General features: G+C 67.3%; 12 protein-coding genes. 5 read left to right on the top strand and 7 right to left on the bottom strand.

Going from position 1 to position 15,358, the window contains the following annotated elements; all coding sequences use genetic code 11:
- Positions 1-70: 70 nt before the first annotated feature.
- Entirely contained in the window at positions 71-1,012 is a 942-nt protein-coding gene (locus ACFWAY_RS05800; RefSeq protein ID WP_378510093.1) for a TauD/TfdA dioxygenase family protein, read from the top strand.
- Between the two features lie 15 nt (positions 1,013-1,027).
- Positions 1,028-2,122 carry an ABC transporter substrate-binding protein gene (locus ACFWAY_RS05795; RefSeq protein WP_378510092.1) on the top strand — a complete coding sequence of 365 codons (1,095 nt, stop codon included), beginning with the start codon at positions 1,028-1,030 and terminating at the stop codon, positions 2,120-2,122.
- Between the two features lie 48 nt (positions 2,123-2,170).
- On the opposite strand, the gene ACFWAY_RS05790 is transcribed toward ACFWAY_RS05795, so the two are convergent.
- Entirely contained in the window at positions 2,171-2,992 is an 822-nt protein-coding gene (locus ACFWAY_RS05790) for an alpha/beta fold hydrolase (protein WP_378510091.1), read from the bottom strand.
- 251 nt (positions 2,993-3,243) lie between these two features.
- Here ACFWAY_RS05790 and ACFWAY_RS05785 point away from each other — a divergent pair, with 251 nt between their 5' ends.
- Positions 3,244-3,840: a C40 family peptidase gene (locus ACFWAY_RS05785; protein ID WP_378453620.1), complete on the top strand. Its 597-nt coding sequence runs from the start codon at positions 3,244-3,246 to the stop codon at positions 3,838-3,840.
- Between the two features lie 70 nt (positions 3,841-3,910).
- On the opposite strand, the gene ACFWAY_RS05780 is transcribed toward ACFWAY_RS05785, so the two are convergent.
- Positions 3,911-5,500, bottom strand: coding sequence for a GMC family oxidoreductase (locus ACFWAY_RS05780; RefSeq protein WP_378510090.1), 1,590 nt, complete (start codon positions 5,498-5,500; stop codon positions 3,911-3,913).
- A gap of 47 nt (positions 5,501-5,547) precedes the next feature.
- Positions 5,548-7,293 (bottom strand): aldehyde dehydrogenase family protein, encoded by a 1,746-nt coding sequence (locus ACFWAY_RS05775; RefSeq protein ID WP_378510089.1) that lies wholly within the window; start codon positions 7,291-7,293, stop codon positions 5,548-5,550.
- Positions 7,294-7,490: 197 nt separating this feature from the next.
- On the opposite strand from ACFWAY_RS05775, the gene ACFWAY_RS05770 reads away from it, so the two are divergent.
- Positions 7,491-8,672 (top strand): PucR family transcriptional regulator, encoded by a 1,182-nt coding sequence (locus tag ACFWAY_RS05770; protein ID WP_378453617.1) that lies wholly within the window; start codon positions 7,491-7,493, stop codon positions 8,670-8,672.
- 15 nt (positions 8,673-8,687) lie between these two features.
- Here ACFWAY_RS05770 and ACFWAY_RS05765 read toward each other — a convergent pair whose 3' ends face one another.
- The 4 genes from ACFWAY_RS05765 to ACFWAY_RS05750 are packed head-to-tail and all read right to left on the bottom strand — an operon-like array spanning position 8,688 to position 14,249.
- Entirely contained in the window at positions 8,688-9,884 is a 1,197-nt protein-coding gene (locus ACFWAY_RS05765; RefSeq protein WP_378510088.1) for an acetyl-CoA C-acetyltransferase, read from the bottom strand.
- Complete coding sequence (locus ACFWAY_RS05760) at positions 9,881-10,675, bottom strand: enoyl-CoA hydratase/isomerase family protein (RefSeq protein WP_378510087.1); 795 nt, start codon at positions 10,673-10,675, stop codon at positions 9,881-9,883. The genes ACFWAY_RS05765 and ACFWAY_RS05760 overlap by 4 nt, the downstream gene beginning before the upstream one ends.
- On the bottom strand, positions 10,668-12,059 hold the full coding sequence (locus ACFWAY_RS05755) for an MFS transporter (RefSeq protein WP_378453615.1): 1,392 nt from the start codon (positions 12,057-12,059) through the stop codon (positions 10,668-10,670). Before ACFWAY_RS05755 ends, ACFWAY_RS05760 begins: the two co-directional genes overlap by 8 nt.
- Positions 12,060-12,116: 57 nt before the next feature.
- Entirely contained in the window at positions 12,117-14,249 is a 2,133-nt protein-coding gene (locus ACFWAY_RS05750; RefSeq protein WP_378510086.1) for an acetate--CoA ligase family protein, read from the bottom strand.
- 131 nt (positions 14,250-14,380) lie between these two features.
- Between ACFWAY_RS05750 and ACFWAY_RS05745 the strand changes: the two genes are divergently transcribed.
- Positions 14,381-15,271: a LysR substrate-binding domain-containing protein gene (locus tag ACFWAY_RS05745; RefSeq protein WP_378453613.1), complete on the top strand. Its 891-nt coding sequence runs from the start codon at positions 14,381-14,383 to the stop codon at positions 15,269-15,271.
- Positions 15,272-15,358 lie beyond the last annotated feature (87 nt).

Here is a 15,358-nt window from a genome sequence, read left to right as displayed (position 1 = left end):
CACCCGTGCGCCTTTCTGGTAGCCAGCGCTACCAGAAAGGCGCACGAGTCCATAAAGGAGACAGACGAAAATGACAGTTATCGACGACCGTCCCGGTGTCGCCACCGAGCTCCGGATCGCTCCCATCGCCGGCTATATCGGCGCCGAGGTCAGCGGTGTGGATCTTGCGGGTGAACTGGACGAGGCCACCGCTGCACGACTGCGGCAGGCATTGCTCGACCACAAGGTGCTGTTCTTCCGCGACCAGCCCCTCGACCACGCGGCGCAGATCCGGTTCTCCCGCCACTTCGGGAAGGTGACGCCCGCACATCCGTACGACTACAACGCCCCCGAGGGCTACCCGGAAATCCTGGAGGTGGACAGCCGCAAATACGCGGCCCGCGGCGGTGCCCGCAAGTACAGCTACGCGAACTTCTGGCACACCGACGTCTCTGCGCTGGTGAATCCGCCGGCGATCACGTTCTTGCGATCGGAGCTGGTACCCGACGTCGGGGGCGACACCACCTGGACCAATCTCGCTGCGGCGTACGCCAACCTGCCGGAATCGTTGAAGACATTCGTGGACGGCCTGCGCGCCGAGCACCGCTTCGGGGGACGACAGAAGCGCTGGGAGGCGGGCAGTGATGCCGAGCAGAACGTCACCACCAAGCCGATCGTGACGGAGCACCCGGTGGTCAGGGTGCATCCCGAAACCCGTGAGCGCGGGCTCTTCGTCACCCCCGGTTTCACGAGTCGCATCCTCGGTGTCTCCCCGGCGCAGAGCGACCGGATTCTCGACCTGCTGTTCGAGGAGGTCACGAACCCGGCCTACACCGTCCGTGTTCGCTGGCAGAACAACAGCATCGGAGTGTGGGACAACCGCATCACTGCGCACCTCGCACCGGCGGATCTCGACCATCTCGACGTCGTGCGGGTGCTGTACCGCACGACCGTCGAAGGTGATGTTCCGGTCGGCGTCGACGGTCAGCCGTCGCGGTCGGTGGTCGGCAGCGCGTTCCACGGCGCCGACTGAGCCCGGGGCGACGACATGAGGGCTGAGTCGCGGATCGGGTTGCGCCGCAACAGGTCGATCGTTGCGGCGGTGTTGGTCACCGGTATGGCGCTGGTGGTCGCCGCGTGTGGTGGGTCCTCCTCCGGGGGCGGCACGACGGCGGACGGCAAGACGGTGCTGCGGTACGAGGGCAGCCCGGCCAGTGTCACCTTCCCGGAACTCGCGGAGGACCTCGGCTTCTTCGAGAAGGTGCAGCTGGCGTGGCTGGGTGACACGACGAGTGGACCGCAGAGCATTCAGTCGGCGGCCACGGGGGACACCGATTTCGGGTCCGCGTTCAACGGTGCCATCGCGAAACTCGTCGACGCCGGGGCGCCGCTGACCGGAGTCGTGTCGGTATACGGGTCGGACGGCGACACCGAGACCGACAGCTTCAACGGCTACTACGTCCTCGAGGGCAGCCCCATCCGGACGGCTCGTGATCTGATCGGCAAGAAGGTGGGGATCAACACCCTCGGCGCCTACCACGAGTACGTCATCAAGGAATGGCTGTTTCGCGCCGGACTGACCAACGACGAGATCAACCAGGTCGAGCTGACCGTCGTGCCACCGAACAACACGGAACAGGCACTGCGGTCGGGGCAGATCGACGTGGGGAATCTCGGTGGGATCGTGAAGGATGCCGCGCTCGGCCGGGGCGGGTTGACGCCGCTGTTCACGGATGTCGATCTCACCGGACCGTTGGGGATCGGGGCGGTGGTGTTCCGGAACGACTTCATCGCGAAGAACGAGGACGCCACCCGCGACTTCGTGCAGGGGGTCGCGCGTGCCGTGCGGTGGACGCAGACTGTGCCGAAGGAGGAGGTGGTCGACCGATTCGTGAAGATCATCGAGGATCGTGGGCGGAACGAGTCCACGGAGTTCGTCCGGCAGTGGAAGAGTGCCGGCGTGCCCGCGCCCGGGGGAGTGATCGACCCCGGGGAGTTCCAGATCTGGATCGACCAGGGCGTGCGGTTGGGGGTGCTGAAACCGGGGGGTGCGGCGGCGGAGGACCTCTTCACCAACGAGTACAACCCGTACGCGAACGGCACCTATCCGCCCCACAGCGACGCCGACGGAAACGCGGTGTAGGCGGCTCCGCCGCCCGTGCGTGGTCAGCGAGTCTCACTCGTCAACCACTCACGGGCTGTGGAGTGCCCGGCGGACGGCGTCGGCGAAGGACGTGGGGTCGTGAATCAGCCAACCGTGGTTGCCTGTCACAGTGATGACGGGCGGATTGCGCAGCGCCTTCCGCATCGACTCGAAGCTGGCGAGAGGAATTGTCCGGTCCCCGCGACCCCAGACGAGCGACACCGGTAGGCCCCGGTCGGCGAGCACGCCGAGTTCGTGGCGCAGGTCCGCCCGTCTGGCCAGGTGTGCCGTTCGCCAGACCGCACCCGGATCCCGCAGCGCGTTGGGCAGAAAACCGTTGACGAGCGACGCCGTCGTGTGCGCGATGGTCCGGATCGACAGCGCCTCACCCAGCGCCGAAGCGCCCCAGTCCCACAGCGGCCTCTCGCCGATGGGCCGGATTCCCCAGCCGTCGGACGACCAGGCGCCACCACCGACCGAGTTGACGAGCACCAGGCGCGCGACCCGCTCCGGAAGGTCGTGCGCAGCCTGAATGGCGACGCCCCCGCCGAAGGAGTGGCCGACCAGTGTGACCGGCTCGCTGATTCCCGCCTCGTCGAGGAACCGTCCGAGCCAGGCCGCATAACCGGCGAAGGTCCGGGCCTCGGGTGGATGGTCGGGGGTTCCGCCGAAGCCGGGGAGCGTCGGAGTGACGACGCGATGCCCCTGCTGGGCGAGCATCGACAGGCTGCGGCCGTACACCCGCGGGGTGAGCCCCCATCCGTGCAGGAAGACGACGGGCGAACCTCGCCCCACGACAGTGAGGGTCGCGGCGTCCGCACCTGCGGGTTCCCCGAAGATCTCGGGTTCTGAGTTCTGGATCAGTGACACGCTCCACAGCGTGGATGACGCGCATGCCGTCGGTAACGGGCCGAATTGCCTGAAGGCATACCTATTTTTGGGGTTTCGTGACGGACCGGTCGGTTCGATATCTAATCGTTATATACCTGGACTGCGAAAACAGGTATCTGTATGGGCCATTCGGCCGTTGTCCGCTGAGTCCGTGACCGGGATGTTATCTAATGTCTCGTCCGAACGGCACTCGTGTCGACGGGCACCAATGAATTGAAGGACTCAGCTCAATGGCCAAGCATAGATTGCGTCGGGGCAATCGTCTGCAGTTTTCGACCGGCGGTCTTCTGATCGCCGCCGGTGTGGGAGTGGGAGCGTTTCTGCTTCCCGTTGCTCCCGCTGCAGCGGAGCCGATCACCATCCCAGGGATTGGGACATTCGAGATACCCGGTGTTCCGCCGGTGCCGTCGGCTCCGAACCCTGGGCCCCTCCCGGGACCGCTGCCCGCCCCGCCGGCACTGCCCGCCCCGCCGGCGTTGCCGTCTACCCACGGCGCTCAGGCTCTCGCGGCCGCCCAGTCGAAGATCGGATCGCCGTACGTCTGGGGTGCCACCGGCCCGAACTCCTTCGATTGCTCGGGTCTGGTGCAGTGGGCATACAAGCAGGCCGGCATCTCGGTGCCCCGCACCACCTACGACCAGATGGGCGGTGGATCGCCCGTCGACAAGGGCAGCCTGCAGCCGGGTGATCTCGTCCTGTTCAACGGGGCCGAACATGTCGGGCTCTACGCCGGGAACGGCACGGTCGTCCACGCGCCCACCGCCGGGCAGCCCGTGAAGCAGGCGCCCCTCGATTCGATGCCGTTCTACGCGGCGCGCCGGTACTAGGCGGCTCCGCCGCCCGTGCGCCTTTCTGGTTGCCAGCGCTACCAAAAGGGCGCACGGGGCGCGAAGCGCCCTACGAGTTGCGGATCAGATCCGACGCCCGCTCACCGATGAGGACGGAGGGTGCGTGGGTGTGCCCGCGGATGATGGCGGGCATGATCGACGCGTCGGCGACGCGCAGTTTGTCGACCCCACGGACCCGCAGTTCGGGTGTGACGACACTCGCGTCGTCGTTGCCCATGCGGCACGTCCCGACCGGGTGGTAGAGCGTGTGGGCGTTCTCCTGCAGCGCCCGCGCGAGAATCTCGCCGAGTGGAGTTCTCGGCTCCACCGCCGGGCGAATCATGTTGCCGAGCAGCGACTTCAGCGCCGGGGCCGATGCGAGGGCGTCGCACAGGCGCAGTCCTTCGAGCATCGCCCGCCGGTCGACTCCGCCGCTGTCGCTGAGGTAGCGGGGATCGATGATCGGCTTCGCGAGGGGATCCGCCGACTGCAGCGAGATCTCGCCTCGACTCTCGGGTTTCACGAGGATGGTGCCGATCACCGCGGCGTGACCGGTCGCCGGGATGAGGCCCTCGTCGAAGAACGGCGCCGGCCCGAAGATCATCTCGAGGTCGGGCAGCGTCAGATCGTCCCGACTGCGCGTGAAGCCGTACGCCTCGGCCACATTCGAGGTGAGCATGCCCCGGCGACGGGTCAGGTAGTTGAGCAGCTCGGGGATCTTCTCGGCGGCGAACAGTGAGTCCGAGTCGACGCTGTAGCCGAGGAACGACACCAGGTGATCGAGGAGATTCTTCCCGACCTCCGGCAGGTGCTGCTGCACCGCGATTCCGTGCTCACGTAACTGCGCCTCGTCGCCGATGCCCGACAGCATGAGGAGTTGCGGGGAGTTGATCGCCCCGCCTGCGAGGATCACTTCCTTCGCGGCCCGGACGGTGCGCCGCACCCCGTGCTTCTCGTACTCGACGCCGACGGCCGCGGAACCCTCGAACACAACCCGGGTGGCCTGGGCGCCGGTGAGGACGGTCAGATTCTTCCGTTTCAGCGCCGGCCGGAGGTAGGCGTCGGCGGTACTCCACCGGGCGCCCCGCTTCTGCGTGACCATGGTCTGTGAGAAGCCCTCGGGCCGAGTGGTGTTCGCCCGCTCGACGGGGTAACCGGTCTCCTCGGCCGCCGCGAGGAACGACCCGGTGAGGGCGCGGGGGCTCCGCTGGTGCGAGACGACGATCGGCCCGCCGGTTCCGCTGTCGGCGTCCGACGCGCCCTGCACGTCCTCGATGCGGCGGAAGTACTTGACCACTTCCTTGAACGACCAGGAGTCGTCGGTGAGGTCGGCCCACTCGTCGTAGTCGGCGGCGAACCCGCGCACCCACATCATCGCGTTCATCGACGACGAGCCGCCGAGCATCTTGCCGCGCGGCCAGTAGATCGTCCGCCCACCGAGTCCGGGTTGCGGCTCCGTCAGGTAGTCCCAATCCATCTCGCTGCGAAACAGTTTCGAGAACGCGGCGGGGATGTGCGCGAACTTGTCCTTGTCCTCACCACCGGCCTCGAGGACCACGACCTCGCTGCCGGAGTCGGCGCTGAGCCGGCCGGCCAGCACGGCACCTGCCGAACCCGACCCCACGATCACGTAGTCGGCCACAGACAGTTCCTGATTCATCGTTCATCTCCACTTCGACGGGGGTGAGGGGTCGGGGGCACGCGCCCTCATCCACGCAGCGCGGACGCGAAGATCGCCGGCAGCCGGGTCCATGAGGGTGCACCGGCAAATCCTGTCAGCAATCGGCCCGTCGTGGCGGCGGTTCGGTTGGTGACGAACCACGGGGGCTTGGGCGAGATGGACATCTCACGGTTCAGGATCGACCGCGGCGACGGGCGGAACGGGCCGCGGACGACGGTGCGCTCCGGCCGGTCGATGAGCAGGGCGTTGTGCACCACGCCGATGCCGCTCTGGACGTCGTTCAGGGTGTGGCCGGGGAAGGCTCCCCAGGTCGCGGTGGCGGTGAGGTACCCGACGCCGGTCCACGCGTTCACGGCGATGGTCCCGTAGCGGAGGCTCTCGAGCAGCGAGTCGAACTCCGCCCCCATCTCGCGGATGGTCTGCGGGGCAGCGACGATGTTGACCCCGAGGGTGCCGATGAAGTCCTCGTTCACGAGGTCGGCGGCGTGTGCCGCGAACTCGGCGCCTCCGTGGGGTAGGTCGATCACGCCGAGCACCGGAGCGAAGTACTCGGTCTGCAGGAGCGGGGCGTAGGCGCCGGGCTCGAGATCGGTGACCAGGACGCGTCCGCCGTTCTCGCCCAGGCGTGCGGCGGTGGGGAACGACGCGGTGGCCGCGGCGACCCGGGAGTCGCTACCGGGGTAGTACGCGGTGCGGTCCGGTGCCTTGTCGAGGGCCTCTTTCAGGGCTGCCACGAACTCGTCGCGCTGCTTCCACTCGGACGACACGACCACGGCCTGCGCCGCGATGCAGTTGTAGCCGCCGTTGTGAAGTCGCTGCGTCGCAATGTGTTCGGCCTGGAACTTGATGTCGGCGCGGCTCCAGTCGCCGGGCAGCACGATGGTGGGTGACACGCCGCCGAGTTCACTGGAGATGGCCTTGCCGAGGATGGGCTCGTTCGCAGCCTTGCGCCGCGCACCCTCCTCGCCGGTGCCGAACACGATCGCGTCGTGGGTGAGCGCGCTGCCCGTCATGTGCACGTGGTCGACGAGGTCGTGGTGCACCAGATACGTCCCGACCTCCGCGCCGCCGGTCAGCAGTCGGACCGCGCCGATGGAGATGAGCGGTTCGAGGACACGCGTCAGCACGGGCAGCAGGCGGTCGGTGATGGGGTTGAGCTTGAGTGCGACGACGCGATTGTGCGCGATCAGTTCGTACAGGGTGTCGAGCGGGGCGATCGAGGTGATGTTGCCGGCGCCCAGGACCACGCCGACGCCCTGTGTCCGCGACGGGTCGCGCTGGGCGAGGCCGGCGTCGCGCTGTGCCGTCGCACGATCGATTCCCGGCTGCAGCCACACGTCCGCGCTGAATCCGCTGAGCAGCAGCTTGTCGAAGATGTTCAGCGGCAGCGCCTTGACGGTGGTGCGGCCGCCGGGGGCCGTGCCGAACGTGGCGCCGTCCAGCGGGCTGGTTCCGGCCTCGAGTTTCGCCAGGCTCGCGGACAGTGCCGCGGTGCCGGTGGCCAGCGGGTACGGTCCCGACATCCATTCCTCGCCGACCAGCGGCGACTTCGGGTCCAGCCCCTTGATCGCGACCGCGGCGTCCACCCAGTCGGCGGCGTGCTGCACGGTGAGGTCGTGCACCTTGTCGAGGAGTTTCCTGCGATCGGCGAGGGAGAGGTCGGCCCAGGTCTTCTCGCCCTCGGCGAGGTCGGCGAGGGCGGCGTCGACGTCCGGATGTGGGGAGGCCGCGTCGGGGGTGTTGGAGGTGGCCTCGGGTTCTGAAGTGCTCACTGTGGACAGCTCCGCTCGGGTCGACTACATGAAGGACCGCGCCGCAGAAACGAAAAACTACTGTGGCGTAGAACACTGATTCTCGTCCCAGTTGCCGGCGTCGCGCCATAGGCAGCGGCTGTCAATGTGAACATGCGGGCTATGCCGTCGCACAAAAGGGTATGGCGCGGACCACGTCCGGTCGATAGTCTTGCCGGATGACTGTCAGCTCGGATGTCGCGCCGTCGCCCACCGATCTTCTGGGATCGATGCTTGAGTCCGTGGACCAGTTGTCCGAGGAACTCGTATCGCGCATCCTGTCGGCCGAGCACGGCTACGTGGAGGCGACCCTCCTCACTCCCGAGCAGTTGTACGCGGCGTGCGTCGACAATCTGACGGCAATGCTGGGCAACCTCGCGGGCAGTGCGCCGATCCGGCTCGAGGCGGCGCGGGCGGCCGGACAGTTGAAGGCCGAACAGGGTGTGCCGCTCGCGGCGCTACTCCACGCGTTCCGGCTCGGCGGCCGCCTGATCTGGGACGAACTGATGAACCGCTCGGAGGGCCGGGCCACCAACGCGCTGCTCGACATGGCCGCCCAGGTGTGGGCGCTCGTGGACGTCTACTCGGACAGCGCCGCGGAGGCATATCGGGAGACCGCCGACCTGCGCGCCCGCGAGGACGCCGAGTCGCGGGGCCGGCTGATCAGGACCCTGTTCGGCGACCACGCCGCCAACCCCGCCGGCGCCGCCGACGCGCTCCGCACGTTCCGGATTCCGGAGAACAGCACCTTCCTCGTCGTGTCCGTCGAAGCGGCGGCGTCTCCGTCCGCCGCGGACGTCGTGCAGTCGGACCTTCGCGGTGTGGGTGTCGACTCGGTGTGGGACACGGAGGTCGACGGGCGGATCGGACTGCTGTGGGCCGCCACCGCCGAGGTGCTCGATTCCGCGCTGGACCTCCTCGGCCGCTCCGGTCACGGCCGGATCGGGGTCAGCTCGGTGTTCGGACGTCCCGGCGGGACGAGCCGGGCCGTCGAGCAGGCACGGATCGCCCGTCGCTGCGCGGGACACGGTGGATGCACCGTCACCCGCTACGAGTCGGTGCCGGTGTCGTTGCTGCTGGTCAGTGTGCCCGACGCCGGCAAGCTCGCGTCGAACCAGATCCTCGGACCGGTGCTGGGCCTGCCCGCCGAGGAACAGGAGAGCCTGCTCGCCACCCTCGATGCGTGGTTCTCCTGTCGCGGCTCCACCACCGCGGCGGCCACCCAGCTGCACTACCACCGCAACACCGTCCTGTACCGGCTGCGCAGAATTCACACCCTCACGGGACGCGACTTCTCCGACCCCATCGACGCCGCCGAACTGTACGTCGGCCTGCGGGCGCACCAGCTGCTCGGTGCGTGATCGGAGCACACCTGCTCACGCGGATTCGAAGACGGCTGCTATGCCCTGCCCGCCGCCGATGCACATCGTTTCCAGGCCGTAGCGTCCCCCGCGGCGCTTCAGTTCGTGGAGCAGTGTCGTCATGATTCGGGAACCGGTGGCGCCGACGGGATGGCCGAGGGAGATTCCGGAACCGTTGACGTTCACCTTCGATTGGTCCTCGTAGCCGAAGCCCTGAAGAACCGCGAGTACCTGGACCGCGAAGGCCTCGTTGACCTCGACGAGGTCCATGTCGTCGACGCCCAGGCCGAGCTTGCGGAACAGTTTGCGAACCGCGGGAACGGGACCGATGCCCATTTCGGCGGGCTCGCATCCGACGGCAGCCCAGCCGTGCAGGAAGCCCAGCGGTTCGAGACCGAGCCGGTCGAGTTGGTCCTCGGCGACCACGAGACACGCCGCGGCGGCATCGTTCTGCTGGCAGGCGTTGCCTGCGGTGACGGTGCCGTTCGGCATGACGGTGCGCAGCTTCGCGAGCTTCTCGACGCTCGAATCGGCGCGGATTCCCTCGTCCCGGTCGAAGATCACCGGCTCCGCTGTGCGCTGCTGCACCTTGATCGGCACGACCTCGTCGGTGAAGCGTCCCGCCTCCCAGGCGGCCGCGGCCCGGTGTTGGCTCTGGGCGGCGAACGCGTCGGCAGCGTCGCGGGAGATGCCGTATCTCGAAGCGAGGTTCTCCGCGGTTTCGATCATCCCGGAGATGTAGCCGAATCGTTCGACGGGCTGGGAACGTTCGCGGCCACGATCGAGCCGATCGTGCAGTTTCACCGTTCCCTGACGCGAACCCCAGCGCATGTCGGTGGTATAGAACTCGACGTTGCTCATGCTTTCGACGCCGCCGGCCATCACGACGTCCGCGGCGCCGCTCTGCACCATCATCGCCGCGGTGGCGATCGACTGCAGGCCGCCGCCGCACCGGCGGTCCAGTTGCATGCCGGCCACGTCGAGGGGGAAACCTGCCTGCAGCGCGATCCACCTTCCGACGCAGGGGGTCTCGCTGTTGGCGTACGACTGGGCGAACACCATGTCCTCGATGAGGGCGGGGTCGATGCCGCTGCGTTCGACGACGGCGGTGGCGACCGCGGCACCGAGATCCTCGACCGCCACGTTCTTCAGTGCGCCGCCGAAGGCCCCGATGGCGGTGCGGGACGGGGCGACGATGGCTGCTCTCCTCATGAGTGCTCCTGAACTCGAAAATCGGGGTTTTCCTTGGCGAAGAAGGCGCGCACGCCTTCGCGGCATTCGGGTGAACTGAACGCACGGTCGCTTGCGGTCAGGGACTTCTGCACCAGCTGCTCCTCGTCCAGATCGTCGGCCGCGTTGATCACCGACTTACACAACTCCAGGGCGAAAGCGGGTCGACGGGTGAGGATCCCGGCCCAGCGCCGCGCCTCGGCCAGTGCGGTGCCCTGGGGAACCACCGCGTCGACCAGACCCCAGTCGAGCGCGGTCCGGGCATCGATCGGGTCACCGAAGAACATCATCTGTTTGGCACGGCCGATCCCGATCCGCCGTGTGGTGCGAAACGTTCCGCCGCTGCTGGGGAAGACTCCGAGTTTGATCTCCGGCAACGCCAGCGAGACCTGTTCTTCCGCGATCAGTAGGTCACAGCAGCAGGCAATTTCGAGTCCACCGCCGAGAGTGAGCCCGCCGAGGGCGGCCACCGTGGGCTTCGGGAAGTGCGCGAGGAACTGGAAGATCTCGTTCTGCCGTCGAAGCTTCTTCTCCACCACCTGGCCCGGTTCCATCATCTCGTGGAACTCGGAGATGTCGGACCCGGCGCAGAACGCCCGGCTTCCGGCACCGGTCACCACAATGGCGCGTACCGTGTCGTCGATCGCGAGGGCGTCGAGGCGGTCGGCGAGCTGCCGCGTCAAGTCGCGGGTCACCACATTGAGCGGTGGATTGTCCAGTGTCAGTATCGCGACACCGTTCTCGATCGTGAGATGCACGTGCACATCAGGCATGGCCGACTCCGTTCCGATCCGGCGTCAACTCGACGCGGGTGATCTTGCCCATGAACAAGAAGCTGCAGACCGCCAGTGCGGCGCTGACACCGACGAAGATCAGTGCTCCGTCGTAGGAACCGGTGGCGTCGACGATGTAGCCGATGGCGATGGGGGTGGTGATGCCCGCGGCGTTCGCGAACGTGTTGAACAGGCCGCCCGACAACCCGGCCGCTTCCTTGGGGGAGGTGTCCGAGACGATGGTCCACCCGAGGCTGCCGAGGCCCTTGCCGAAGAACGCCAGCACCATGAACAGGATGACGACGGTCTGCGAGGTGGTGAAGTTGCAGAGGACGATGACGGTCGCCAACGTGAGTCCGATGATGATCGGAATCTTGCGGGCCCAGGTGAGCGGCACGCCTCGTGTGAGCAGACGGTCCGATACGACTCCGCCGAGGATCCCGCCGAGGAAGCCGAAGATCGCGGGGATGGACGCGGCGAGACCGGCGTCGAGCAGCGGCATTCCGAGTTCCTCGATGAGGTAGATCGGGAACCACGTGAGGAAGAAGTACACGATGGTGGTGATGAAGAACTGGCCTGCGTACAGTCCGAGCATCATTCGGCTGCCGACGAGCTGTCGAATGGCGTTCCAGGTGTTGATCTTCGGGGCGTCCGGTGCGGAGCTCTCCTCCTCGATGTCGATCAGCGCACCGCCCTCGGCGATGTACTCGATCTCGGCGTCGTTGGCCATTCTGTGCTCGCGGGGCTGGTCGTAGAACCTCAGCCACAGCGCGCTCAGCGCCATGCCGATTCCGCCCATGGCGAGGTAGGCGGAGTGCCAGCCGTGTGCGTGCGTCAGCCACGCCATGAACGGGGTGAACACGACCGCCGCCGCGTACTGGGACGAGTTGAAAATGGCGGAGGCGGTGGCACGTTCGGACGACGGGAACCACGTGGCCACTACCCGGCCGTTCGACGGGTAGGCAGGCCCCTCGGCGATGCCGACGCCGATCCGCAGGGCGAACAGTGCCACAACCGCGGCACCGAGTCCCATGAGCGGAACGAAGCCCTGCAACAGGGTGAAGAGCGACCAGACGAAGATGCTGATGGCATACATGCGCTTGGCGCCGAAGCGGTCGACGAGCCGTCCGCCGGGGATCTGGGCGAGCATGTACGCCCAGGCGAACGCGGAGAACAGGTAGCCGAGAGTGATGGCGCTGATGCCCAGGTCGGCTTTGATCTCGGTGCCGGTGATCGACAGGATCGCGCGGTCGGCGTTGTTGAGCGTCGACACGATGAAGAGCAGTGCCACGATCAGGAAGCGGATCCTGGTGCGGCGGGGCGGAGGTGCGTCCGCGGGGCGCGTGCGACCCGATGAACTGGAATGGGTATCCGAGAGTGACATGGTTTCTCCGGAGTCGAAGGGGGAAATGGGCGAGGGACGACGCGGAACAGCCGATCGTCAGTGCTCGCGGGGGTCGGGCCGGAGTGTGATCAGCGCGTCGAGCGCGAGTACGCCGTGGCCTTCCTCGAGTACCACCACCGGGTTGAGTTCGAGGGAGTCGAGTCCGTCCGCGTGGGTGACGGCGAACCGCGATGCCGCGACGAGGACGTCGGCGAGACCGTGGATATCGGCGGCGGACGCGCCACGAAACCCGGTGAGCAGGGGATAACCCCGGATCTCGCGGATCAGTTTCAGGGCCTCGTCGCGGTCGAGTTCGCCGACGCGGAAGGCGACGTCGCGGAACAGTTCGGCCTGTACGCCACCGAGGCCGAACATGACGGTGGGTCCGAAGACGGGATCGTTGGTGACACCGACGATGGTTTCGACACCCTTCGGGCACATCACGCCGAGGAGCACACCCTCGATGCGGGCGGACGGCGCTGCGGCGGTCGCCCGTTCGAGTAGCGTCGCGTACGCGGCTGTGGCCTGGGCTTCGTCCTCGACGGCGAGAATGACACCGCCGATCTCCGTCTTGTGCGCGATGTCGGGTGAGACGATCTTCATGACCAAGGGAAATCCGAGGTCCGCCGCGGCTTTCGCGACGTCGTCGGGGTGGGTGACCAGTGTCGAGGCTGGGAAGGGGATGCCCGCCTCGGTCAGGAGCTGCTGGGCGGCGTGTTCCGACAGCGGATCGGCACCGAGAGGGGCTCGCGTGGTTCGTTTTCGGTCACGGCGGACGATCTCGCTGTCGAAATGCTCGGCGAAGTACGCGAGCGCGCTCAACGCGGTGACGGCCCGTTCGGAGTCGTCGAAGACGAGGAAGCCGTCGCGCTCGTACGCCCGGACCACCTCGGTGCGCGCCTCCATGCACAGTGCCGTCGGCCGGTCGAGGAATTCGCTCGTCCCGGCGCCGATGGCCTTGCGGATCTCCTCGCCGTAGGTGGGGGAGTCGGGGAGCATGGTGAACGATCCGATGATGCTGTCGTAGCCGCCGTCGGAGTACATGACGTCGAACGTCTTGGTGATGAGACTCATGTCGTTGAGCCAGCCGGCGGTGGTGTCGCAGGGATTGTTGTCGCTACCCATCGGATTGAGCTCGCGGAGCTTCGCCCGCCCCGATTCCGCGAGAGGAGTGACATCGAGCCCGCCGCGTTCGGCGGCATCGCACAACTGCACGCCGAAACCACCGGACACGGTGATGATCCCGAGGCTGCGCCCCGTCGGGAAGCGTCCGCGGTCGGCGGCGTACGCGACATCCACCTGCTCCTGCGTGGTGTGCGCCCGGTACACCCCGTACTGCCTGCAGAGGGCGTCGAATACCGCGTCGGCTCCCGCGAGGCTCGCGGTGTGGGACTGTGCGGCGGTTGCGCCGGCGGCGGACTGGCCGACCTTCATGAACACGACCGGCTTGCGGTGATCGTGTGCGGCCTGCAGGGCGGCACGAAAGGACTCGCCGTCACGGACGCCCTCCGCGTACGCCAGAATCACGCTGACGTCGTCCTGCAGGGCGAGCCAGTGGATGCAGTCGGCGACGTCGGTGCCCGCCTCGTTGCCGGTGGACACCCAATAGCCGACGCCGATTCCGCGCTTCTCGCACAGGTAGGCGAGATGCCCGCCGTAGGCACCGCTCTGGCTGACGATGGCCGCGCCGCCGGGGGTCGGCATAGCCGTGTCGAAGGCGCTGCTGAATGTGCCCGCGAATCCACTGTCTGTGTGGAGCAGGCCGAGACAGTTGGGGCCGAACAGCCGGATGTCGCCCGCCGCCGCGATCGCGGCGAGCCGGTCCTGGAGCGCAGCGCCGTCGGACCCGGTCTCGGCGAACCCCGCGGCGTAGACGACTGCCGCGCCGACGCCCTGTTCCACACACTCGGTGAGGGCGCCCTCGAGCAGCCGGGACGGAAGGGCGATCAATGCGATGTCCGGTGTCTGGGGGACGTCGGCGAGTGCGGCGTACGCGCGGAGGCCCTGCACTGTCCCGCGGCGGTTGTTGACCGGATAGATGGCGTCGCGGTATCCCGCGCGGATCAGGTAGTGCAGCGCGCGTCCGGAGATGCGGGTCGCATCGTCGGACGCGCCGATGACCGCGACGGATCGGGGGCGGAACGCCTTCTCGAAATTGGCGAGTTCGGGCACTGGTTTCTCAGGTGGCATGGATGGCCTCCGTGGTGATGGTGGGCATGATTGCTCGAAGACTGTTGTCTGAGTCACAGTGCTTCCCGGCGCCTGTTTAATACAAGCGAAGCGTGCTCATCGGCATCACTTGATTCGAACGGGGTATCACCATGGAGTTACGTCAGCTGACTCAATTCGTCGCCGTCGCCGACACCCTGAACTTCCGGGCGGCGGCGGAACGCCTGCACATGACGCAGCCGCCCCTGTCCGTGTCGATCCGAAAGCTGGAAGAAGAGATCGGGGCCGAACTGTTCGTCCGGTCCACTCATCAGGTGCGGCTCACGAAGGCCGGCGAGGCGGCGCTGACCGATGCGCGCGCGGCACTCTTCCACGCCGAGGAAGTGGCCAGGGTCGCGCGGTCCACGGCGCACGGATTCAGCGGCGGGCTGCGCGTGGGCTTCGTCGGTTCCGCCAAGAACATCCTGCTCCCGCGGCTGCTGCCGGCATTCCAGAAGCAGTATCCGGACATCGTGTTGAAGTTCTCGGAGCTCACCAACGCCGAGCTGATCGACTCGCTCGAACAAAATCACCTCGACGTCGGGATAGTGCGCGTGCCACTGTCGCGGCGAAGCGATATTCGCTACATCACCGTGGAGCGCGACCACTTCGTCGTCGCCCTACCCACGCGACACCGGCTGGCAGCGAAGGACGGGGTCTCGCTCGACGACCTGCGGGACGAGCCGTTCATCGACTACACCACCTCGGACCTGCCCGGCCTGCACGCGCTGACGTCGATTCTGTTCGAGGAAGCGAAGTTCTCACCCCGGGTCACCCAGGAGGCGGTGCAAGTGCAGACGGTGTTGTTTCTGGTCGAGAGCGGGTTCGGCTGGGCACTCGTTCCGTCGAGCTCGTCGCGGCGAGCGGGTACCGGTGTGCGGTTCCGGCAGCTCGTCCCCGCCGCGTCCCGTCCCGCAATCGGGTTGGCGGTGGCCTACAACCCGACGTTCGCGGGCGTCACGGTTCAGCGTTTCTGTGAACTGGCGGAGACTCTCGCGCGGTGACGCGCGCTCGGCTCGGTGAATCCTGCCCCCGCGCCCGCTCGAGGGCCGACAATATGTGTGGGTCGGCCGTCGTCCGCTCGGGTGTGC

The sequence above is a fragment of the Rhodococcus sp. NPDC059968 genome (assembly GCF_042738615.1).
Taxonomy (GTDB): Bacteria; Actinomycetota; Actinomycetes; order Mycobacteriales; family Mycobacteriaceae; genus Rhodococcus_F.
This window is presented reverse-complemented; position numbering and strand designations above follow the sequence as displayed.